The organism is Bordetella genomosp. 2, from assembly GCF_002261345.1.
Classification (GTDB): domain Bacteria; phylum Pseudomonadota; class Gammaproteobacteria; order Burkholderiales; family Burkholderiaceae_B; genus Bordetella_A.
Map to the genome: position 1 here is coordinate 117101 of NZ_NEVT01000003.1, position 19557 is coordinate 136657.

20 protein-coding genes are annotated in these 19557 nt (G+C 68.7%); 9 read left to right on the forward strand and 11 right to left on the reverse strand.

Translation table 11 applies throughout. From position 1 onward, the window contains the following. Nucleotides 1–33: 33 nt before the first annotated feature. Nucleotides 34–777, forward strand: coding sequence for a lysophospholipid acyltransferase family protein (locus CAL24_RS02600; RefSeq protein WP_038853685.1), 744 nt, complete (start codon nt 34–36; stop codon nt 775–777). A gap of 159 nt (nt 778–936) precedes the next feature. Here CAL24_RS02600 and CAL24_RS02605 read toward each other — a convergent pair whose 3' ends face one another. The 8 genes from CAL24_RS02605 to mpl form a co-directional block, all read right to left on the reverse strand. After that, nucleotides 937–1773 carry a symmetrical bis(5'-nucleosyl)-tetraphosphatase gene (locus CAL24_RS02605; RefSeq protein ID WP_028354933.1) on the reverse strand — a complete coding sequence of 279 codons (837 nt, stop codon included), beginning with the start codon at nt 1771–1773 and terminating at the stop codon, nt 937–939. Continuing rightward, nucleotides 1770–2948, reverse strand: coding sequence for an LPS export ABC transporter permease LptG (gene lptG, locus CAL24_RS02610; RefSeq protein ID WP_028354932.1), 1179 nt, complete (start codon nt 2946–2948; stop codon nt 1770–1772). The genes CAL24_RS02605 and lptG overlap by 4 nt, the downstream gene beginning before the upstream one ends. A gap of 106 nt (nt 2949–3054) precedes the next feature. Continuing rightward, nucleotides 3055–3798 carry a monofunctional biosynthetic peptidoglycan transglycosylase gene (gene mtgA / locus CAL24_RS02615; protein WP_141218041.1) on the reverse strand — a complete coding sequence of 248 codons (744 nt, stop codon included), beginning with the start codon at nt 3796–3798 and terminating at the stop codon, nt 3055–3057. Between the two features lie 6 nt (nt 3799–3804). Next, the gene (gene aroE / locus CAL24_RS02620; RefSeq protein ID WP_028354930.1) at nt 3805–4668 is read right to left on the reverse strand and encodes a shikimate dehydrogenase; all 864 of its coding nucleotides are present in this window, start codon (nt 4666–4668) and stop codon (nt 3805–3807) included. Next, the gene (locus tag CAL24_RS02625) at nt 4665–5564 is read right to left on the reverse strand and encodes a TonB family protein (protein ID WP_094805658.1); all 900 of its coding nucleotides are present in this window, start codon (nt 5562–5564) and stop codon (nt 4665–4667) included. The genes aroE and CAL24_RS02625 overlap by 4 nt, the downstream gene beginning before the upstream one ends. Before the next feature lie 291 nt (nt 5565–5855). Then, nucleotides 5856–7739, reverse strand: a complete 1884-nt coding sequence (locus CAL24_RS02630) for a ribonuclease catalytic domain-containing protein (protein WP_094805659.1) — start codon at nt 7737–7739, stop codon at nt 5856–5858. 81 nt (nt 7740–7820) lie between these two features. Continuing rightward, nucleotides 7821–8438, reverse strand: coding sequence for a YqiA/YcfP family alpha/beta fold hydrolase (locus CAL24_RS02635; RefSeq protein WP_094805660.1), 618 nt, complete (start codon nt 8436–8438; stop codon nt 7821–7823). Beyond that, nucleotides 8435–9811, reverse strand: coding sequence for a UDP-N-acetylmuramate:L-alanyl-gamma-D-glutamyl-meso-diaminopimelate ligase (gene mpl / locus CAL24_RS02640; protein ID WP_094805661.1), 1377 nt, complete (start codon nt 9809–9811; stop codon nt 8435–8437). Before mpl ends, CAL24_RS02635 begins: the two co-directional genes overlap by 4 nt. 68 nt (nt 9812–9879) lie before the next feature. On the opposite strand from mpl, the gene CAL24_RS02645 reads away from it, so the two are divergent. The 8 genes from CAL24_RS02645 (at nt 9880) to CAL24_RS02680 (ending at nt 16627) form a co-directional block, all read left to right on the forward strand. Further along, nucleotides 9880–10422: a TlpA family protein disulfide reductase gene (locus tag CAL24_RS02645; protein ID WP_028354926.1), complete on the forward strand. Its 543-nt coding sequence runs from the start codon at nt 9880–9882 to the stop codon at nt 10420–10422. A gap of 136 nt (nt 10423–10558) precedes the next feature. After that, nucleotides 10559–10993: a type II 3-dehydroquinate dehydratase gene (aroQ, locus tag CAL24_RS02650; protein WP_028354925.1), complete on the forward strand. Its 435-nt coding sequence runs from the start codon at nt 10559–10561 to the stop codon at nt 10991–10993. Nucleotides 10994–11095: 102 nt separating this feature from the next. Further along, nucleotides 11096–11551, forward strand: a complete 456-nt coding sequence (gene accB, locus CAL24_RS02655; RefSeq protein WP_028354924.1) for an acetyl-CoA carboxylase biotin carboxyl carrier protein — start codon at nt 11096–11098, stop codon at nt 11549–11551. An 8-nt stretch (nt 11552–11559) separates the two neighbouring features. Further along, nucleotides 11560–12906, forward strand: coding sequence for an acetyl-CoA carboxylase biotin carboxylase subunit (gene accC, locus CAL24_RS02660; protein ID WP_028354923.1), 1347 nt, complete (start codon nt 11560–11562; stop codon nt 12904–12906). 66 nt (nt 12907–12972) lie between these two features. Beyond that, nucleotides 12973–13896, forward strand: a complete 924-nt coding sequence (gene prmA / locus CAL24_RS02665) for a 50S ribosomal protein L11 methyltransferase (protein ID WP_094805662.1) — start codon at nt 12973–12975, stop codon at nt 13894–13896. Between the two features lie 23 nt (nt 13897–13919). Continuing rightward, the gene (locus CAL24_RS02670; protein WP_094805663.1) at nt 13920–14966 is read left to right on the forward strand and encodes a DUF3426 domain-containing protein; all 1047 of its coding nucleotides are present in this window, start codon (nt 13920–13922) and stop codon (nt 14964–14966) included. 11 nt (nt 14967–14977) lie between these two features. Further along, complete coding sequence (locus CAL24_RS02675; RefSeq protein WP_094805664.1) at nt 14978–15922, forward strand: carbohydrate kinase family protein; 945 nt, start codon at nt 14978–14980, stop codon at nt 15920–15922. 201 nt (nt 15923–16123) lie between these two features. Beyond that, a complete protein-coding gene (locus CAL24_RS02680; protein ID WP_028354919.1) occupies nt 16124–16627 on the forward strand; it encodes a glycine zipper 2TM domain-containing protein in 504 nt (167 codons plus the stop codon). A 96-nt stretch (nt 16628–16723) separates the two neighbouring features. On the opposite strand, the gene CAL24_RS02685 is transcribed toward CAL24_RS02680, so the two are convergent. The 3 genes from CAL24_RS02685 to CAL24_RS02695 all read right to left on the reverse strand — a co-directional run bounded on the left by CAL24_RS02685 (nt 16724) and on the right by CAL24_RS02695 (nt 19541). Next, on the reverse strand, nt 16724–17287 hold the full coding sequence (locus CAL24_RS02685; RefSeq protein WP_028354918.1) for a YggT family protein: 564 nt from the start codon (nt 17285–17287) through the stop codon (nt 16724–16726). A gap of 133 nt (nt 17288–17420) precedes the next feature. Further along, entirely contained in the window at nt 17421–18014 is a 594-nt protein-coding gene (locus tag CAL24_RS02690) for a histone H1-like DNA-binding protein (protein ID WP_028354917.1), read from the reverse strand. Nucleotides 18015–18329: 315 nt separating this feature from the next. Continuing rightward, nucleotides 18330–19541 (reverse strand): ribonucleotide-diphosphate reductase subunit beta, encoded by a 1212-nt coding sequence (locus tag CAL24_RS02695; RefSeq protein ID WP_028354916.1) that lies wholly within the window; start codon nt 19539–19541, stop codon nt 18330–18332. Between the last annotated feature and the right edge of the window lie 16 nt (nt 19542–19557).

Consider the following 19557-nt stretch of genomic DNA (forward strand, 5'->3'; position numbering starts at 1 on the left):
GGTGGCTGCCGGACCGGCCTGGGAGTCCTAGACTTGCTCAAGCTGCTGCGCGTCGTCCTGCGCCTTTTCCTGGTAATACCCTGGATTCTGTTCGGCCTGTTGTGCGTCGGACTGGCCTACCCCTTCATGAGCCTGCCCGCGCGCGCCGGCCTGAACCGCTTCTGGTCGCGCTGCCTGATGCGCATGTGCGGCATCCGGGTGGCGGTCAGCGGCGAGGCGCTGCGCAGCGGCCCGGTGCTGTGGGTGGCCAACCATGTGTCCTGGATCGACATTTTCGTGGTCAATTCGGTGCGCGCCACCGCCTTCGTGGCCAAGAGCGAGATCCGCGCCTGGCCCGTGATCGGCTGGCTGGCCGCCGGCGCCGGCACCCTGTTCATCGAGCGCGGCCAGCGCCATGCCGTGCACGCCGTCAGCGAGGCGGTGCAGGCGCGTTTCCGGCAAGGGGTGGCGGTGGGGCTGTTCCCGGAAGGCACCACCACCGAAGGCGACATGCTGCGGCCGTTCCATGCCAGCCTGTTCGAGCCCGCCCGCGCCGCGGGGGTGCCCATCCAGCCGGTGGTGTTGCGCTTCCTGCAGCATGGCCGGCGCAGCGCGCTGGCGGCATTCGTGGGCGAGGAAACCCTGGCGGCCAATCTGTGGCGCGTCCTGGGCGCCACCGGCCTGGCCGTCGAAGTCGAGTTCCTGCCGCCGCTGGCGGCCTGTCATGTCGATGGCCAGCCCGCCACGCGCCTCGAACTGTCCAAGCAGGCGCGCGCGGCCATCGCGGCGCGGCTTTGAAGCGTCATTGAGCGGGCTTTGATCGAGGCGGTGTCTGACACCTTCTGAGACACCCCGACAGGCAGCAAACATCTCCCCAGGGTGTCAGACACCTGGCGAAGCGCCGGCGTCGTTCCAGAAGGTGTCAGACACCTGCCGGCGACACCCGCCGCCCGGGCCTCAATCGGCCGTGGGGTCCTGGAATTGCGAGCACTTCACCTGCACCAGCTTGCGGTCCTGCAGGCGCATGGCGGTCAGCGATCCGCCCCATACGCAGCCGGTGTCCAGGCAGATGACGTCTTCGCGCATCATCAGGCCCAGGGTGGACCAATGCCCGAACACCACGGTGACGTCGCGCGTGGCGCGGCGCGGCACGTCGAACCACGGCACCAGTCCGGGCGGCCAGGCGCCGGGCGCCACCTTGGTGGCGAATTCCATGTGGCCAGCCGGTGTGCACAGGCGGATGCGCGTCAGCGCATTGATGATCACGCGCAGCCGCTTGCCGCCTTTGTGGCGGTCTTTCCATTGCACGGGCTCGTTGCCGTACATCTTCTGCAGGGCCTTCTGCCAGTTCGGCCCGCGCAGCAGCTCCTGTACTTCGGCCGCTAGCGCGAGCGTCTTGGGCACGTCCCATTTCGCCAGCACGCCGGCATGGACCAACAGGTGGCCATGTTCGAAATGCGCCAGCGGGCGCTGGCGCAGCCAGTCGATCAGGTCGGCGGCATCGGGGGCCTGCAGGATGTCGTCGATGGTGTCGGACTTGGACGGCTTGCGCACGCCGGCGGCGGCCGCCAGCAGGTGCAGGTCGTGGTTGCCCAGCACCGCCACCGCGCGCTCGCCCAGCTCGATGATGCGGCGCAGGCTGGCGAGCGACTGCGGCCCGCGGTTGACCAGGTCGCCGGCGAACCAGAAGCGCGCGTCGTCTTCGCCTGCAATGTCGGGATGGTTCAGAAGTTGGTCCAGCGGCGCGCAGCAGCCCTGCACGTCGCCGATCATCCAGATGCTGCTGCCTTTCATGCGGGGCTTCTTCTCCAGGGCCAGCGCGCCTGCGCGAAGCGGGCCGTCGCATGGCGGTATTCCATCAGGCTGAGCGCGCCCAGCGCCAGCAGGACAGCCCCGACGTTGGGGCCCAGCGCGGTCAGCCAGGGCGGCCAGCGGCTGAGCATGCCGACGTTCAGGGCCAGTTGATTCAGCATGAAGAAGCCCACGCCCAGCAGGATGCCGATGAACACCTTGGCGCCTACGCCGCCGCGGCGAGTCTGCATGAAGCCGATGGGCGCGGCGATGGTGATCATCACCAGCAGCGTGAACGGGTAGGCGACCTTGCGCCACAGGGCGACCACCTGCCGCCCCGCGTCGAGCTGGTTGTGGTGCAGGTAGTCGATGTAGTCGAGCAGCGTGGCCAGCGACATGCGTTCCGGCGTGAGCACGCGCGCCAGCAGGCGCTCCGGGCTGAGGGTGGTGTCCAGCTCGCGCTGCGGCAGCTTGACGACCTGCGCCGGCGGCTTGACCGGCTGCTTGGCGTTGGCCAGCGCCTCGGCCGCGGCGTCGTCGATGCGCGTCTCGGCCACGTCCTTGAGCACCAGCTTGTCGCCCGAGAAGGCCCCGGTGGCGGCCTGGGAGAGCGAGCGCAGTTCCAGGCCCGGCTTGAATTCGTACAGCGTCACGTCCTCGACGTTGCCGTCGGCAAGCAGCTTGCCGATGTTGATGATCCGGGTGCCGCCGTCGCGGGTGGGTTCCTTGAACCAATAGCCGCTGTCCATGAGGTTGCCGCTGGCCTTGCCGCGGAACACCAGCGCCGCCTCGCCGCTCTTGATTTCGGCGGCGGGGGTGACGAACTCCGACAACAGCGTGGCGCCGATCATCAGCGGCACGGTGATCAGCCACAGCATGCGCAGCAGGCGCATGCCGCTGACGCCCGAGACGCGCAGGATGACCAGCTCGTTGCGCTGCGCCAGCCCGGCCAGCGCCAGGATCGCGCCGATCAGCAGGCCGATCGGCAGCAGGTCGTACAGGCGGGTGGGCAGGGCCAGGGCCTGCATGTACAGCAGGGCCGGCATGCTGAACTTGTCGCCGACGTTGTCCAGGTCGTCCACCAGGGCGAAGAACGTGAACAGCCCCAGCAGGGCGAGCAGGACCACTGCGCAAGAGCGATAGATTTCGCGGGCCAGGTAGCGGCGGGCTGTACGCATGGAATGGAAGACGTCGGTATGCGCGTAAACGTGAAAGCTTACCAAAATCCGGGGGGCGGACAGGCGCCGCCGGCCAGTGCGCGGTTCTCTTTAGTGTGAACAGGCCCTACGGAATGTCAACCATGCGCATGCGCCGGGTCAGGGTGGCGGTGCGCGAGTTCAGGTAACTGGTGTTGCCGCGCTTGTCGTAATAGCGCGGGTTGGGCAGCATGGCGGCCAGCCGGGCCGCCTGGGTGGTGCCCAGGCGCGCCGCGCTGGTCTTGTAATAGTGGCGCGCCGCCGCTTCCGCGCCGAACACGCCCACGCCCCATTCGGCCACATTCAGATACAGCTCCAGGATGCGCTGCTTGGTCATGACGTGCTCGATCATGTAGGTCAGCACCAGTTCCTGGCCCTTGCGCAGGTAACTGCGCGAACTGGACAGGAACAGGTTCTTGGCCAGCTGCTGGGTGATGGTCGAGCCGCCGCGCATCTTGTGGCGCCCCAGCTCTTCCTGGCGTTGGTTGTATTCCCAGGCCTTGCGGATGGCATCCCATTCGACCCCGTCGTGCTCGGTGAAGTTGGCGTCTTCCGAGGCCACCACCGCGCGCTTGAGCGAATTGCTGATGCGGTCGTAGGGCACCCATTGGTACTGCAGTTCGGCGTCGGGGTCGGACTCGCGCAGGCGCGACAGCTCCTGGCGCATGATGGCGCTGCTGCCCGGGTCGCGGTAGGCATACCAGACCACCAGGCAGAACATCCACAGCTGGTACATCAGGATGAGGCACAACAGCGCCATGAAGCCGGCGCCGATGACCCGGCCCCAGCGGATCCGGCTCGCGGTGGAGCGGGCAGAGCGGCGCGCGGGCATCGCCGGTCAGTCCTTGGCCAGCAGCGCGGCGCGCAGGGCGGTCAGCACCGGCGAGGGGTCAGGCCGCACGCCGTGCCAGATCAGGAAGCTCTCGGCGGCCTGGCCCACCAGCATGCCCAGCCCATCGGCGGTGCGCGCGGCGCCGTCGGCGGTGGCCTGGCGCATGAACGGCGTGGGGTGGGCGGCGTACATCATGTCGTAGGCCAGGGCGTCGGGGCCATAGAGGCCCGGCGGCAGCTCGGGCGCGCCGCCCTGCAGGCTGCTGGCCGTGGCGTTGATCGCCACATTCCAGCCGCCGGCCACGCCGGCCTCGGCCAGGCCGCCGGCCGTGACGCGCGTGCCCGGCGCCACGCCGGCCGCCGACCAGGCGGCGGCCAGTTCGTGCGCGCGCGCGGCCGTGCGGTTGACCACGTGGATGCGCGCGCAGCCCGCCTCGGCCAGCGGCTGGAGCACGCCGCGCGCCGCGCCGCCCGCGCCCACCAGCAGCACGCGCGCGCCTTCCAGTACCACGCCCAGCCGCAGCAGGTCGCTCACCAGCCCCACTCCGTCGGTATTGCAGCCGTGCCAGGCGCCGTCCCGCAGCCACAGGGTGTTGACCGCGCCGGCCAGCCGGGCGCGCTCGCTCAGGCGGGCGCCGGCCAGGACGCGCGCTTCTTCCTTGAACGGCACCGTCACGTTCAACCCTACGCCTCCCTGCTCGCGAAACGCCTGCACGGTCGCCGCGAAGCCGTCCAGCGGCGCCAGCAGCCGTTCGTATTGCAGCGGCTTGCCGGTCTGCGCCGAAAACATGGCGTGGATCTGCGGCGAGCGGCTGTGGGCGATCGGGTTGCCGATCACGGCGTAGCGGGGCAGGGGGCTGGCCGGGCTCATGGGGCTTGGGTTTCCAGAGAGTCGTTGACGAAATGCCAGGTGCGCGTGATGACCAGCATGTCGGCCTCGCGCGCCAGCTCGGGCGGAAATGGCGGGAAGGGCGCCGCCATCTGCACGATGCGCCGCGCCGCCTGGTTCAGGACGGCGTGTTCGGACGGGCGGTCGATCTCGACTGCGGCCACGCTGCCATCGGCGCGCACCGACACCGTGATCTGCAGCGAGCCGTAGATCCGGCCGCGCGCTTCTTCGGGGTAGTGCTGCGTGCCGATGGTCTCGATGCGCGTGCGCCAGGTATCCAGGTAGGCCGCATACCGCGAGGCCCGCGCCGACGGCGCCACGAATTCCTTGCGCGGCTGGGCGTTGTAGGACTGCACCCGCGCCGCCAGCGCCGCCACCTGGGCATTCTGCACCAGTCCGGGCTGGTCGTGCACGTCTTCGCCCGGCGCGGTGGCGTCGGGCCAGGGATACACCGGCTGGCGCTCGGTGCCGGTCTTGGCCTGCGCCTGCAGCTGGCTCAGCAGGCGGGCCTGCTCGGCCTCGAGCTGCGCCTGGCGCTTGCGCATCGCCTGCAGCACGATGGTCTCGGCCGACTGGCCGGCGCGCGGCAGGGGCGTGGCGGCCACGCCGCGCGCGGCATTGCCGCCGCCGTCCACCTGGCTCTGCGCGATCACCCGCGGCCGGGCCGGGGCCGATTCGGTGCGGGCATTGACCAGCATGATTTCCAGGGCGGGCTGCGCGGGCCGGGCCGGCGCCGGCGCGCCGAACCGCCACGCCAGCACACCGGCGTGCAGCAGCAGCGAGATCGCGATGCCGATCCGCAAGTAGTGCTGGGCAGGCGCAGTCAGCCAGTGCAGGAACCGGCCCGGCGTCGGGTGAGTGTCAGCAGAACGTTGCACGCGGGCATTTTAGACCCCTGAGGCGGACAAGGAACGATGGAGGCGTCGACGACGGTGTCTGACACCCCTCGCGACGCCCTGGGCGGGCGGATGCCGCCGCATGGGGTGTCAGACACCTGGGGGTTGCGGAAGGTGTCGGGCACCGTGTGACGAAGGTGTCTGACTCCCCCCGCAACGCCCTGGGCGGGCGGACGTCGCCGCATGGGGTGTCAGACACCTTGGGCTGTGCAGAGGCGTCGGAGGCCTGGGCGGCTCCGCTGGCGTGGGGCCGGCGGGCAGGGCGCCGCCTTGTTACGCCGCCGGTCCGGCATACCGGCAGTCCAGCTCCAGGGCCAGCTCGTCCATTCCCATGATGTCCACCTCGACCGCCGCGCCGCGCTCCAGTTCGGGCATGCCGCCCACGCGGGTGACGAGCGGCGCGTTGCCCAGCCGCACCAGGTCCTCGCGCAGCACATGGGCCACCGCGCGCGTGATGCCCTGCTGCTTCAGCCAGCGCAGGCACCAATAGCGCTCCATATTGCCCTGGAACTCGTTCCAGGCCGCATACTGGGCGTCGAACGCGCCGATGATGGCGAACAGGTCGGCGTCGCGCGGCTTGAAGGGCGCCACCAGCCGCGCCGATACGCCGTGCTCGACCGCGGCGATCAACTGCCACTGGTTCACCAGGTCGACGTAGCGGCGCAGCGGCGACGTGCTCCAGGCATAGTGCGGCACGCCGATGGCCTCGTGGGGCAGGGCCTGGGTGCTCATGCGCACCCGGCCCGCCTGCTGCGAGCGGTAGATGCCCGGCACGCCGTGCTGGTGCAGCAAGCCGCCCCACAGGTTGTTCGCCAGGATCATGTATTCCGCCACCATGCGGTCCAGCGGCGCATTGCGCTGGCGCGGCACCAGGCGCACCGGGGTGTCCGGATCGTCCGGGCTGCCGTCCAGGTAGAAGCTGTACTCGACCCGGGTGTTGTTTTCCGGCTTGCCGCGCACCGCGTCGCGCTGGGCCGACAGGGCCGACGCCAGCCGCCACAGCGGGCGCAGCCAGTGCCCGTAGGGCAGGGAGGCATCCGGGTCGTTCAGCGCGGCCTCGGTGATCTGCCCGTCCAGGTCGTTGTGCCGCAGGTTGGCGCGCACCACAATGCGTTCCAGGCGGGTTTCCGACGCGGCGATCTCGCCGGTGGCCGGATCGGCCGTCACATACAGCGACACGGCCGGGACTTCGCGGCCCGCATCCAGCGAAAACGCCTGGATGACGTGGTCGGGCTGCATCGGAATCTTCTCGCCGGGCATGTAGACCGTCGACAGGCGCGCCCGCGCCAGCTTGTCCAGCTCGCTGCCGCGCGTCACCGCCAGGCCGGGGGCCGCCACGTGGATGCCGACCCGCAGCTTGCCGTCGGGCAGTTCGACGACCGACAGGGCGTCGTCGATCTCGGTCGTGGTGACGTCGTCGACCGAATAGATCTCGGCCTCGGCCAGCGGCAGCTCGCGCTCGATCGCCGGCACCGGCACGTCCGGGAAACCCGTGCCGCGCGGGAAATGCGTGGCCAGGAAGCGGCGCTTGTGCAGTGCCAGCGGGTGCGGCCAGGCGCCCAGTTCGAGCAGCAGGCGGTCGGGGCTTTTCTGCAGCCGGGCGCAGGCGGCGTCCAGCGCCTTCCATTGCATGCTGTTCTTGTCGGGCCGGATCAGCAGCGACTCGGCGGCCTGGGCGATCTCGCCGGGCAGGCGGCCGGCCGCCATTTCGTCGACCCATTGCTGCTGCTGTTCGGCCTGTTTCTGCTTTTTTTCCAGGGCGGCCAGCGCGGCCGCCAGGATGTCCGGCGGCGCCGGCCGGTAGCGGCCCTTGCCGCGCCGGTGGAAATACGCCGGCGCGCCGTGCAGGCGCATCAGCAGGGCGGCCTGCTCGACGGCGGTCGGAGCGTGGCCGAAATAGTCGGCGGCCAGCGCGGCCGAATCGAACTCTTCCTGCGGCGCGCATTCCCACAGGAATTGCAGGTCCAGCGTCTCGGCCAGCTGGGCCGCCTCCGCCATCAGCGCGGCCGGGGCCGGTTCGGCGAAAGTGAACAGCGTGTTGGCCCGCTTGATCTTGCTGCGCTTGCCCGATTCCGACTCCACCTGCAGGCTCGCATCGGTCTCGGACAGGATATTGCCGGCCTTGAAGCTGCCGTCCTCTTCGTAAAACACGTACATAATCAGTCCATAGGGCGCGGCATCGGCGCCGCCGGCGCCAGGCGGGCGCCGTTGTCCATATTCAATATAGTAGGGTGCGGGTCAGGGGGCGGGAGCCTCTTGCGAGGGCGGCGGCTCCAGCGCGAAATCCAGCACTTCGGGCAGCCAGCGCGCGAAATCCGACAGGCCGTGGTCGCTGCCCTGCACGATGCGCTGGCGGCAGCCGGCGTAGCGGTCGCGCATCTCGCGCCAATCCAGCACCTCGTCGCCCGTGGCGGCCACCAGGAAATACCGTTCGGGCTGCGTGACGGCCGCCACGCGGACCCGGGCCAGTTCATCGACGTATTCGGCGCGGAACTCGAACGGCGCGTCGGAATGATACATGCGGTGCTGGCCCACCTGCGTGGCCAGGTCGCGCGCCGCCTCCACGGCGGGGTTCAGCAGCACGGCCTTGCAGCCGAGTTGCTCGGCCAGCCAGGTGGCGTAGTAGCCGCCCAGCGAGGAGCCGACGATGGTCAGGGCGCGCGGATCGGCCGCGCCGGCAAGCTGGCCGCGCGCCAGGCCCAGCGCCAGGTCGAGCGCCGCGCGCGGGCTTGCGGGCAGTTGCGGGCACTGCCAGTCGCGCGGGCCGTCCAGCCCGCGCGCGGCCAGGGCATCGGCCATCAGCCGGGCCTTGAACGATCCGGGCGACGAGCGGAAGCCATGCAGGTACAGAATCATCGCGCATCCCGCCGGGCCAGCGCCTCGAGCAGCTTGCCGTGCACGCCGCCGAAGCTGCCGTTGCTCATGACGAGCACATGGTCGCCCGGCCGGGCCGCCGCGGCGACCGCCTCGACCAGGGCGTCCAGGTCATCGTAGCTGGAGGCGCGCTCGCCCAGCGGGGCCAGCACCTCGGCCGGATTCCAGCCCAGCGCGTGCTTGCCGCTGCGGGCGCCGAAGCAGAAGACCTGGTCGGCCTGGCGCAGCGAGTCCGGCAGGCGGGCCGCCATGGCGCCCAGCTTCATGGTGTTGGAACGCGGCTCCAGCACGGCCAGGATGCGGTCCTGCCCGACCTGGCGGCGCAGGCCGTCCAGGGTGGTCTCGATGGCGGTGGGGTGATGGGCGAAGTCGTCGTAGACCTTTACGCCGCCGGCCGTGCCGCGCAGTTCCATGCGGCGCTTCACGCCGCCGAAGCGGCTGAGCGCCGCCACCCCGTCGGCCGGCGCCACGCCGGCGTGTTCCGCCGCCGCCAGCGCCGCCAGGGCATTCAGGCGATTGTGGGCGCCGCCCAGCGTCCAGCGCACCGTGCCCAGCGCCCGGTCGCCGTGGCGGACCTCGAAGGCGCCGGACTCGTCCGCCGGGCCGGCCTGCCAGGCGCCGCCGGCGCCGAAGGTGGCCGTCTCCGACCAGCAGCCGCGCGCCAGCACGCGCTCGAGCGCTTCGCTGCCAGTGGGCACGACGATGCGCCCGCTGGCCGGGATGGTGCGCACCAGGTGGTGGAATTGCGTCTCGATGGCCGCGAGGTCGGGGAAAATGTCGGCGTGATCGTATTCCAGGTTGTTCAGGATCGCCGTGCGCGGCCGATAGTGGACGAACTTGGAACGCTTGTCGAAGAACGCCGTGTCGTACTCGTCCGCCTCGATCACGAACGGCCGGACCGAATGGTCGTAGCGGGCCGACACCTTCAGGTCGTGCGCCACGCCGCCGATCAGGAAGTTGGGCCGCTTGCCGCAGGCTTCGAGTATCCATGCCAGCATCGAGCTGGTGGTGGTCTTGCCGTGCGTGCCGGCCACGGCCAGCACGTGGGCGCCGGGCAGCACGTTGTCGCCCAGCCATTGCGGACCGGACACGTAGCGCGCGCCGGCGTCCAGGATGGCTTCCATCAGGGGGTTGCCGCGCGTGACCACGTTGCCGATCACGAACAGGTCCGGGGCCAGGGCGAGCTGGTCGGCGCCGTACCCCTCGATCAGCTCGATGCCCTGCTCGGCCAGCTGGGTGCTCATCGGCGGGTAGACGCCCGCGTCGCAGCCCGTGACCCGATGTCCGGCGGCCCGCGCGATCAGCGCCAGGCCGCCCATGAAAGTGCCGCAAATGCCAAGAATATGCAGGTGCATTGATGTTCTCCTGCGCGCATTGTAGAGGCTGCCTGCCGCCCGCCGCCGCCTGCGGTTATGATCTGGCCATGAATCGTCGTCTTTTCATGTATGTCGGCGCGGCCGCCGCTGTGGCGGTCGCCGGTGGCTATGCCTGGCGCGAGCGCGCCCGCCCGCAGCCGCCAGCCGCCACGCCGCCGGCCGATCCCGCGGACGCCGTCGCGGCCCTGCGCAGCCTGTCGCTGCCCGATCTCGACGGCCAGCCCCACACCCTGGCCGCCTGGCAGGGCCGTCCCATGGTGGTCAATTTCTGGGCCACCTGGTGCGCTCCCTGCGTGAAGGAAATGCCCGAACTGCAGGCCTTGCACGAAAAGTACCCTGGCATCCAGTTTGTCGGCATTGGCGTGGATAAAGCGGAAAACATGCGCCAATTCCTGCAAAAAGTGCCGGTTTCCTACCCGCTGCTGGTCATGGGGGCGGGGGCGGTCGACACCCTGCGCGGCCTCGGCAATCCGGCCGGCGGCTTGCCGTTTACCCTGATTTTCAACGCAGATGGCGGCGTGAACCGTAAAATACTCGGCCAGATCCAGCCTGACGACCTCGACCGCACGCTCGCCGGCCTGGCCTCCTGATCCCGCCCTTCGCCACGGCTGGTGCCCGGCGGGGGCGCCCGGCGCGCTGTTGGACAAATGGCGTGAATAGGCGTAAAAAGGCGGTTTATCGTTAGTTTTGCCTACACTTTGTGGCAAGCCTTCCGGCGCAACCTTCATGGCGCAACACATCCTGGTATTGCACGGCCCCAACCTGAACCTGCTGGGTTCACGCGAGCCCCATCTCTACGGCAGCCTGACGCTGGCGCAGATCAACCAGGGTCTCGAAGCGCTGGCCGCGCAACTGGGAGTCGGGCTCACCACCTGGCAGGGCAACCACGAAGGCGCACTCGTCGAACGCATCCAGGCGGCGCGCCAGGATGGCACCGATTTCATCGTCATCAATGCGGCTGCGTACACGCACACCAGCGTGGCGGTGCGCGATGCGTTGGCGGCGGTCGCAATTCCTTTTGTTGAAGTACATTTGTCGAACCTGTATAAACGCGAGCCATTCCGGCAGCACTCCTACTTGTCCGACCTGGCCGTCGGCCTGGTCTGCGGCCTGGGCGCAGACGGCTACGAGGCGGCGGTGCGTTATGCGGCACGGCATTAGCGCCGCATTTCAACTCCGGTTTCAACGTCTTCAATCCACATACTAGATACGGCGCGGCCCTGATGCAGACGCGCCGCCAACACTAATCGGGAAGCAGCTTCTATGGATCTCCGAAAACTCAAGACCCTGATCGACCTGGTGGCGGAATCGGGCATTGCCGAGCTTGAAATCACCGAGGGCGAGGGCAAGGTGCGCATCGTCAAGTTCTCGCAGACCGTGCAGCCGGTGGCCTACCACGTGCCCGAAGCGCCTGCCGCGGCCGCGCCCGCCGCCGCGGCTCCGGCCGCTCCCGCGCCGGCCGCCGAGGCCGCGCCGGCCATCCAGGGCCATGTCGTCAAGGCGCCGATGGTCGGCACGTTCTACCGCGCGCCCAACCCGGGCGCGGCGCCCTTCGTGGATGTCGGCCAGTCGGTCAAGGAAGGCGACCCGCTGTGCATCATCGAGGCCATGAAGCTGCTCAACGAAATCGAGGCCGACAAGGCCGGCGTCATCAAAGAGATCCTCGTTGAAAACGGCGAGCCCGTCGAGTACGGCCAACCGCTGTTCGTCATTGGCTGATTGCTGATATGTTCGAAAAAATCCTGATCGCCAATCGCGGCGAGATCGCGCTGCGCATCCAACGCGCCTGCCGCGAGCTCGGCATCAAGACGGTGGTGGTGCACTCCGAGGCCGATCGCGACGCCAAGTACGTGCGCCTGGCCGACGAATCCGTGTGCATCGGGCCGGCGCCCTCGCGCGAAAGCTACCTGAACATGCCGGCCATCATCTCGGCCGCCGAAGTCACCGATTCCGAAGCCATCCACCCGGGCTATGGCTTCCTGTCCGAGAACGCCGATTTCGCCGAACGCGTCGAAAAGAGCGGTTTCGTGTTCATCGGCCCGCGTCCCGAGACCATCCGCCTGATGGGCGACAAGGTCAGCGCCAAGCGCGCCATGATCGAAGCCGGCGTGCCGGTGGTGCCCGGTTCGGAAGGCGCCTTGCCCGACGATCCCCAGGAAATCCTGCGCACCGCGCGCGAAGTGGGCTACCCGGTGATCATCAAGGCCGCGGGCGGCGGCGGCGGCCGTGGCATGCGGGTGGTCTACACCGAGGCCGCGCTGCTCAATGCCGTCGCCATGACCCGCTCGGAAGCCGGCGCGGCCTTCAACAACCCGGAAGTCTACATGGAGAAGTTCCTCGAGAACCCGCGCCATGTGGAAATCCAGGTGCTGGCCGACGGCGGGCGCAATGCTGTCTGGCTGGGCGAGCGCGACTGCTCCATGCAGCGCCGCCACCAGAAGGTCATCGAAGAGGCGCCGGCGCCCGGCATCGCCCGCCGCCTGATCGAGCGCATCGGCGACCGCTGCGCCGACGCCTGCCGCAAAATGGGCTACCGCGGCGCCGGCACGTTCGAATTCCTGTACGAGAACGGCGAGTTCTATTTCATCGAAATGAACACCCGTATCCAGGTCGAGCATCCGGTCACCGAGCTGATCACCGGCGTGGACCTGGTCCAGCAGCAGATCCGCATCGCCTCCGGCGAGAAATTCCTGCTGCGCCAGCGCGACATCGCCTTCAAGGGCCATGCCATCGAGTGCCGCATCAACGCCGAGGATCCGTTCCGCTTCGTGCCCAGCCCTGGCCGCATCACCAACTGGCATACGCCGGGCGGGCCGGGCGTGCGTATCGATTCGCATGCCTTCAACGGCTATTTCGTGCCGCCCAACTACGACTCGATGATCGCCAAGGTCATCACCTACGGCGACAACCGCGAGCAGGCCCTGGCCCGCATGCGTATCGCGCTGTCCGAAATGGTGGTCGAAGGCATTTCCACCAACATTCCGCTGCACCGGGAATTGCTGCAGGACGCCCGCTTCATCGAGGGCGGCACCAGCATCCATTATCTCGAGCACAAGCTGTCCCAGCGCCCCTGATGCGCCGGCGGGCGCGGGTCCTGTCATCCGCCAGGGCCCCCGGTCCGCCGCACCGGAAGAACCGTCATGCGTGAACTCGTGCTCCACTGTCTCGAGGCGCAGGCCGAAGCGCTCTCCGATGCGCTGCTCGAGGCCGGCGTGCTGTCGGTCTCGGTGGAGGATGCCGACCTCGGCACCGAGGCCGAGCGGCCTCTGTTCGGCGAGCCCGGCACCGAGCCCGATGTCCAGGCCTGGGATCGCAACCGCGTGGTGGCGCTGTTGCCCGACGGCGTCGACCCGGCCCAGATCTACGAGCAGGCCATGGCCGGCGCCGGCATGGACCCGATCCAGGCCGGCGGCTGGACCCTGCGCGAGGTGCCGGACGCCGACTGGGTGCGCCTGACGCAATCGCAGTTCGGCCCGATCCATATCGCCGAGCGGCTCTGGGTCGTGCCCAGCTGGCATCGCGACGATCCGGCCGTGCCCGGGCCGGCCGCGCCGGCCGAGGCGGGGGCCATCCACATCGAGCTCGATCCGGGCCTGGCCTTCGGCACCGGCAGCCATCCCACCACGCACCTGTGCCTGGCCTGGCTGGAAGCCGAACTGCCGGCCGGCGCCACTGTGCTCGACTACGGCTGCGGGTCCGGCATCCTGGCAATTGCCGCGCGCAAGCTCGGCGCCGGCGCCACCGATGCGGTCGATATCGACCCGCAGGCGGTGCAGGCCACGGCCGACAACGCTCGCGTCAATCATGCCGAATTGCGGGCCATGCTGCCCGACGCGCTGTCCGACGGCACGTACCAGGTCGTGGTGGCCAACATCCTGTCCAATCCGCTCAAAGTGCTGGCGCCCATGCTGGCGGGCCGGGTGGCGCCCGGCGGCAGCCTGGTGCTGTCGGGCGTGCTCGAGCGCCAGGCCGAGGAAGTGGCCGCGGCCTATGCGCCCTGGCTCGCGCTGTCCGTCTGGCAGGCTCGCGATGGCTGGGTCTGCCTGCACGGGCGCAAGACCTGAGCCCGCATTCCCGGGGGAACGCCATGGCCATGACGACCCGTTGCCCGCAGTGCGGCACCGCCTTCAAGGTGGTGCCGGACCAGTTGCGGGTGCGCAATGGCCTGGTGCGCTGCGGCGCCTGCGAGACGGTGTTCGACGGGCGCGCCTGCCTGGTGGCGCAGATTCCCCAGTCGGCGCCTGCGGAAACGGCATTCCAGCCGCCGCCTGCCGCGCCGCCGCCGGTTGCGCCGCCGGCCGTGTCGCCCGTTCCGCCGCCGCAGGCCGTGCCGCGCGCCGAGCCGGTGCTGGCCGCCGAAGCCTCGCCCGCCGTGCTGCGCGGACGCGCCGATATCCAGCGCCAGGACCCTTTCATGGGCGATACGCCGCGCGACGAGGACGAAACCGACGACGAGATCCACCTCGTCCAGGCCGACGACGAGCGCACGGATGCGCCCGGATACGAGCCGGCGCCCGAGTCCCACGTGACGGTCGCGCCGGCGGTGCTGGGCGAGGCGCGCACCCGCTACTTCGGCGCCACCGACGTGGGCCGCACCCCGCCCGAATTCCTCGACGCGGACTGCTTGCGCAGCAAGCGGCTGGCGCGCAGCCTGTGGGGCTATGGCTGCCTGCTCGGCTTGCTGTTGCTGGCAGCGCAACTGGTGTTCGTCTACCGCTCGGCCATCGCCGAAGCCTCGCCGGCGCTGCGGCCCGCGCTCGAATCGCTGTGCCGGCCGCTGGGCTGCGAGGTCGGCTATGCGCGCCGCATCGAACGCATTTTCATTACCTCGTCTTCCCTACAGCCGCCGCGCGGCCAGGCCGGCGCGCCCGATGACGAGCCGCGCCGCCTGGTGCTGCGGATCTCGCTGCGCAACCGCTACGATCAGCCGCAGCATTGGCCGGCGCTGCGGCTGTCCCTGACGGACATGTCCGATACGGTGGTGGTGCGCAGGGTCCTGCAACCCGCCGACTACCTGCCCAAGGATCTCGTCGACCGCCCCTTCGAGCCGGGCGCCGAGATCAACGCCGCCGTGCCCATCGAAGTTTCCGGCGCGCAGGTCAACGGCTATCAACTCGACAAGTTCTTTCCCTGAAGGATGACAGCATGACGGCTCCCGTACTGGTTTGCGGCTCGATGGCGTTCGACACCATCGCGGTGTTCGACGGCAAGTTCAAGGACCACATCCTGCCGGACCGCATGCAATCGCTCAGCGTGTCTTTCCTGGTGCCGGCCATGCGCAAGGAATACGGCGGCTGCGCCGGCAATATCGCCTACAACATGAAGCTGCTGGGCGGCCATCCCGTGCCGGTGGCCACGGTGGGCGACGATGCCGCGGAATATCTCGACCGCTTCGCCGGCCTGGGCATCGATGTTTCGCGCCTGCGTGTCATGCCGGGCACTTTTACCGCGCAGTGCTTCATCACCACCGACCTCGAAGACAACCAGATCGCCGCGTTCCATCCCGGCGCGATGGAACTGTCGGCCGAGAATGACCTGAGCGGGGCCGAGGCGGCCTGGGCCATCGTCGCGCCGGACGCCAAGGCTGGCATGTTCGCCCACGCCGAGCGCCTGCGCGCCGCCGGCATCCCGTTCATCTTCGACCTGGGCCAGGCCATGCCGTTGTTCGACGGCGCCGACCTGGACCGCATGCTGGAACTGGCGCAGGCGCTGACCGTAAACGATTACGAGGCCGGCGTGGTCGAGCAGCGCACCGGCCGCAGCATGGAACAGATCGCCGCCCGGCTGCAGGCGGTGGTCGTGACGCGCGGTGCCGAAGGCGCCACGCTGCTGGCCGGCGGCGTAACCACCCACGTGCCGCCGGTGCGGCCCGCCGGGGTGGTGGACCCCACCGGCTGCGGCGACGCTCACCGCGCCGGCCTGCTCTACGGCCTGACCAGCGGCTGGAGCTGGCTGGACAGCTGCCGCCTGGCCAATCTGATGGGCGCCATCAAGATCGCCTCGCGCGGCCCCCAGAATCATGCGCCGACACGGGCCGAGATCGACGCCCAGTTGCGTGCCGCCTACGGCATGGGCCTGCCGGCCCAATGAGACGATTCCCGGCCCAGGAACCGCCGGGCCGGCCGGCGGTCGAATTGCGCACCGGCCTGTTGAAATATCGGTGACGGACGCTTTACGCCGCGTTGCGGCACTGTTTTAAAAGTTGCATGCTGTTTCGTACCCTTTTTTTTGGTGCCTGGCGGAGTATCATCAAGCCCATAAAGAAGAGTGGTTACCGACCAAGGAGTCCACATGAGCCAAACCCTGTCCCCCTCTGTGATCGCGCCGCGCACTGGCCGCTGGCTGGCCGTGGCCGCGGTGGTTGCGTCCGTGGCAGTCCTGGGCGGCTGCGCCAACCGCAGCGCTTCCAGCGGCGTCTATAGCTACGACCAGGCCCAACGCGAACAGATCGTCCGCATTGGCACGGTGACCGGCGTGCGCCCCATCACCATCCAGGACGACAAGTCCAGCGGCGTGGGCATGGTCGCCGGCGGCGCGCTGGGCGGCGTGGCTGGCAATGCCGTCGGCGGGGGCACCGGTCGCGCCCTGGCCACTGTCGGCGGCGCCATCCTGGGCGCGCTGGCGGGCAATGCCATCGAGAACCGCGCGGGCCGCGCCTCGGGCCTGGAGATCACGGTGCGCCTGGATAACGGCGAAACCCGCGTGGTCGCTCAGGAAGCCGACGTGCCCATCAGCGTGGGCCAGCGCGTGCAGGTCATCAGCGGGGCCGGCCCCACGCGGGTCGCTCCGTATTGATGCGGCGGGCGCCGCCCGGCGGCGCCTGCGTTCCGTCATGCAGCGATGCAGCGCGCCCGCCTCTGGCGGGCGCTTGTCATTGTGAGAGCGCCGCGCTCAGATGCCGAACAGGCCGTATGTCAGGCGGCCCAGCATCATCAGCGCGACCTGTGCCAGTATCAGCAATACCAGCGGCGAGAAATCGATCGCCGCGCCGCGCGGCAGGATGCGCCGGATGGGGTCGAGCAGCGGCGCGGTCAGGGTCTGCAGCAGGGCCATCAGGGGCGACATGGGGTTGATCCATGACAGTATCGCCTGCAGCAGCGTCAGCCAGACGATCAGGTTGAGCGCCCATTTCACCACCAGCAGCAGCGACGAGCCCACCGCCGACGGCAGCATCGAGGCCGGCACCAGCGTGCCGGCCGCCACCAGCCAGATCAGCACCAGGTAGACCAGGGCGGCGAGCCAGGCGGCCACCAGGCTGGACCAGTCGACGGAATGGCCGGCGGGGATGAGCTTGCGAAGGGGCAGCACCAGCCAGTTGGTGGCCTGGTAGATGGCCCGCGCCAGCGGGTTGAACGGGTGCAGGCGCACGGCGTGGATCCAGGCGCGCGCGATGAGGGCTGCGCCGAACAACGTGAAAGTGATTTCGAGCAGGAAGCGGAGGATGTCGCCGAACATGTAGACGGTCTGCCAAAAAAAGACGGCTTTTATTGTCGCATGGCCACATGGGGGCGCGCCGCGCCCGAACGCAAAAGCCGCCTGGCCGAAGCCAGGCGGCTGAGGGTACCGCTAGTGAACGGTTCCGCCCGTATTACGGACGGCCGCCCGTCGGGAACGGCCACGACGCGGCGGGGTTCAGCGCGGTCTTCGCGCCCGGGGCGGCAGCCGTGGACGGCGGCGTGGCGGGCTTCTTCGGCGCAGCCTTCTTGGCCGCAGGCTTCTTCGCGGCAGGCTTCTTGGCGGCGGCCTTCTTGGCCGGCGCCTTCTTGGCTACGGCTTTCTTGGCAGCCTTCTTGGCCGGGGCGGCTTTCTTGGCGGCCTTCTTGGCAGGCGCCTTCTTGACCGCCTTCTTGGCGACGGCCTTCTTGGCTACTGCTTTCTTGGCCGGAGCCTTCTTGACCGCTTTCTTGACGGCCTTCTTGGCCGGGGCCTTCTTGACCGCCTTCTTGGCGACCGCTTTCTTCACAGCCTTCTTGGCGGCGGCTTTCTTCACGGTCTTCTTGGCGGCGGTCTTCTTCACTGCCGGCTTCTTGGCCGCCGTCTTCTTCACGGCGGGTTTCTTGGCCGCAACCTTCTTCACGGCGACCTTCTTCACGGCCTTCTTGGCCGGGGCTTTCTTGGCCGCGGCTTTCTTGGCCGGGGCTTTCTTCACCGCCTTCTTGGCGGCTTTCTTGGCTGTTGCCATGGTTATGCTCCTTAGGTTCAGGGGTCCCAGAACTTAAACCCGTGCCGCAATCCGTCGGAGGACGGACGGCGCCCCGGGCTATTCATCGGCGCATGCCGCTGCCCCATGCGGGCGACAGCTACTACGGTTTGCGCTAATGAATTCGGCACAGCCATTTGATATGGCCCCCGCACTGTGCGCGAGCCATCTCAAATGGCGCCGGCAGGCGGCCCATGGGGCCGCCTACCGCTTGGTACTGCGTATTCGAATACCTAGGCCGACGGAGCTGTCATCGGGCGCCGCGCGAAGCCACTTCGCGCGCGGCGCCGATGCGCGTCATTCCCAGCTCAGCGTACCGCCGGTCTGGTATTCGATCACGCGTGTTTCAAAAAAGTTGCGTTCCTTTTTAAGATCGATCATTTCCGCCATCCACGGGAAGGGGTTTTCTTCCTGCGGGAACAGCGGCTCTATCCCAATTTGCTGGCAACGACGATTGGCGATGAAGCGCAGGTACGACTTGAACATGGGGGCGTTCAAGCCCAGCACGCCGCGCGGCATCGTGTCTTCGGCGTAAGCGTATTCGAGTTCTACCGCCTTCTGGAACAGCTCGCGGATTTCCTCGCGGAACTCCGGCGTCCACAGGTGCGGGTTTTCCAGCTTGATGGTGTTGATCAGGTCGATGCCGAAATTGCAGTGCATGGATTCATCGCGCAGGATGTACATGTACTGCTCGGCGGCGCCGGTCATCTTGTTCTGGCGGCCCAGCGCCAGGATCTGCGTGAACCCCACATAGAAGAACAGGCCTTCCATCAGGCACGCGAACACGATCAGCGACTTCAGCAGTTTCTGGTCGGCTTCGGGCGTGCCCGTGTGGAAGTTGGGGTCGGCGATCGCGTCGATGAACGGGATCAGGAATTCGTCCTTGGCCCGGATGGACGGCACTTCGTTGTAGGCGTTGAAGATCTCGGCTTCGTCCAGGTCGAGGCTTTCGACGATGTACTGATAGGCGTGCGTGTGGATGGCTTCCTCGAACGCCTGGCGCAGCAGGAACTGGCGGCACTCGGGCGCCGTGATGTGGCGATAGGTGCCCAGCACGATGTTGTTCGCGGCCAGGGAGTCGGCCGTGACGAAGAAGCCCAGGTTGCGCTTGACGATGCGTCGCTCGTCCTCGGTGAGCCCGTTGGGGTTCTTCCAGAGCGAGATGTCGCGCGACATGTTGATTTCCTGCGGCATCCAGTGGTTGGCGCAGGTGGCCAGGTATTTTTCCCAGGCCCACTTGTATTTGAACGGAACCAGCTGGTTGACGTCGGTCTTGCCGTTGATGATGCGCTTGTCGGCGACCTTGACGCGGTGAGCGGCGGCATCGCCGCTGCCCTGCAGGTTGGCGGCGTGCTGCGGCGCGGCCGGGGTGGGCAGCGCCGCGTCGCCGAACACGCCGGTGGCGGCGCGGGCCGGCTGGGCCGCAGGCGCAGCCGGCTGCCCGCCCGCCGCGGGGGCGGGCGATTGCGCCGGTTTGACTGCGAGGTTGTCTTCTTCCCAATTAAGCATGAATGAATTCTCCGGA

Bases quoted from the DNA above. Each gene is read 5' to 3' on its own strand.
- CAL24_RS02605 (WP_028354933.1), bottom strand. From the start codon at position 1,773: ATGAAAGGCAGCAGCATCTGGATGATCGGCGACGTGCAGGGCTGCTGC.
- lptG (WP_028354932.1), bottom strand. From the start codon at position 2,948: ATGCGTACAGCCCGCCGCTACCTGGCCCGCGAAATCTATCGCTCTTGC.
- mtgA (WP_141218041.1), bottom strand. From the start codon at position 3,798: ATGCCCGCGCGCCGCTCTGCCCGCTCCACCGCGAGCCGGATCCGCTGG.
- aroE (WP_028354930.1), bottom strand. From the start codon at position 4,668: ATGAGCCCGGCCAGCCCCCTGCCCCGCTACGCCGTGATCGGCAACCCG.
- CAL24_RS02630 (WP_094805659.1), bottom strand. From the start codon at position 7,739: ATGTACGTGTTTTACGAAGAGGACGGCAGCTTCAAGGCCGGCAATATC.
- CAL24_RS02635 (WP_094805660.1), bottom strand. From the start codon at position 8,438: ATGATTCTGTACCTGCATGGCTTCCGCTCGTCGCCCGGATCGTTCAAG.
- mpl (WP_094805661.1), bottom strand. From the start codon at position 9,811: ATGCACCTGCATATTCTTGGCATTTGCGGCACTTTCATGGGCGGCCTG.
- CAL24_RS02645 (WP_028354926.1), top strand. From the start codon at position 9,880: ATGAATCGTCGTCTTTTCATGTATGTCGGCGCGGCCGCCGCTGTGGCG.
- aroQ (WP_028354925.1), top strand. From the start codon at position 10,559: ATGGCGCAACACATCCTGGTATTGCACGGCCCCAACCTGAACCTGCTG.
- accB (WP_028354924.1), top strand. From the start codon at position 11,096: ATGGATCTCCGAAAACTCAAGACCCTGATCGACCTGGTGGCGGAATCG.
- accC (WP_028354923.1), top strand. From the start codon at position 11,560: ATGTTCGAAAAAATCCTGATCGCCAATCGCGGCGAGATCGCGCTGCGC.
- prmA (WP_094805662.1), top strand. From the start codon at position 12,973: ATGCGTGAACTCGTGCTCCACTGTCTCGAGGCGCAGGCCGAAGCGCTC.
- CAL24_RS02670 (WP_094805663.1), top strand. From the start codon at position 13,920: ATGGCCATGACGACCCGTTGCCCGCAGTGCGGCACCGCCTTCAAGGTG.
- CAL24_RS02675 (WP_094805664.1), top strand. From the start codon at position 14,978: ATGACGGCTCCCGTACTGGTTTGCGGCTCGATGGCGTTCGACACCATC.
- CAL24_RS02680 (WP_028354919.1), top strand. From the start codon at position 16,124: ATGAGCCAAACCCTGTCCCCCTCTGTGATCGCGCCGCGCACTGGCCGC.
- CAL24_RS02685 (WP_028354918.1), bottom strand. From the start codon at position 17,287: ATGTTCGGCGACATCCTCCGCTTCCTGCTCGAAATCACTTTCACGTTG.
- CAL24_RS02690 (WP_028354917.1), bottom strand. From the start codon at position 18,014: ATGGCAACAGCCAAGAAAGCCGCCAAGAAGGCGGTGAAGAAAGCCCCG.
- CAL24_RS02695 (WP_028354916.1), bottom strand. From the start codon at position 19,541: ATGCTTAATTGGGAAGAAGACAACCTCGCAGTCAAACCGGCGCAATCG.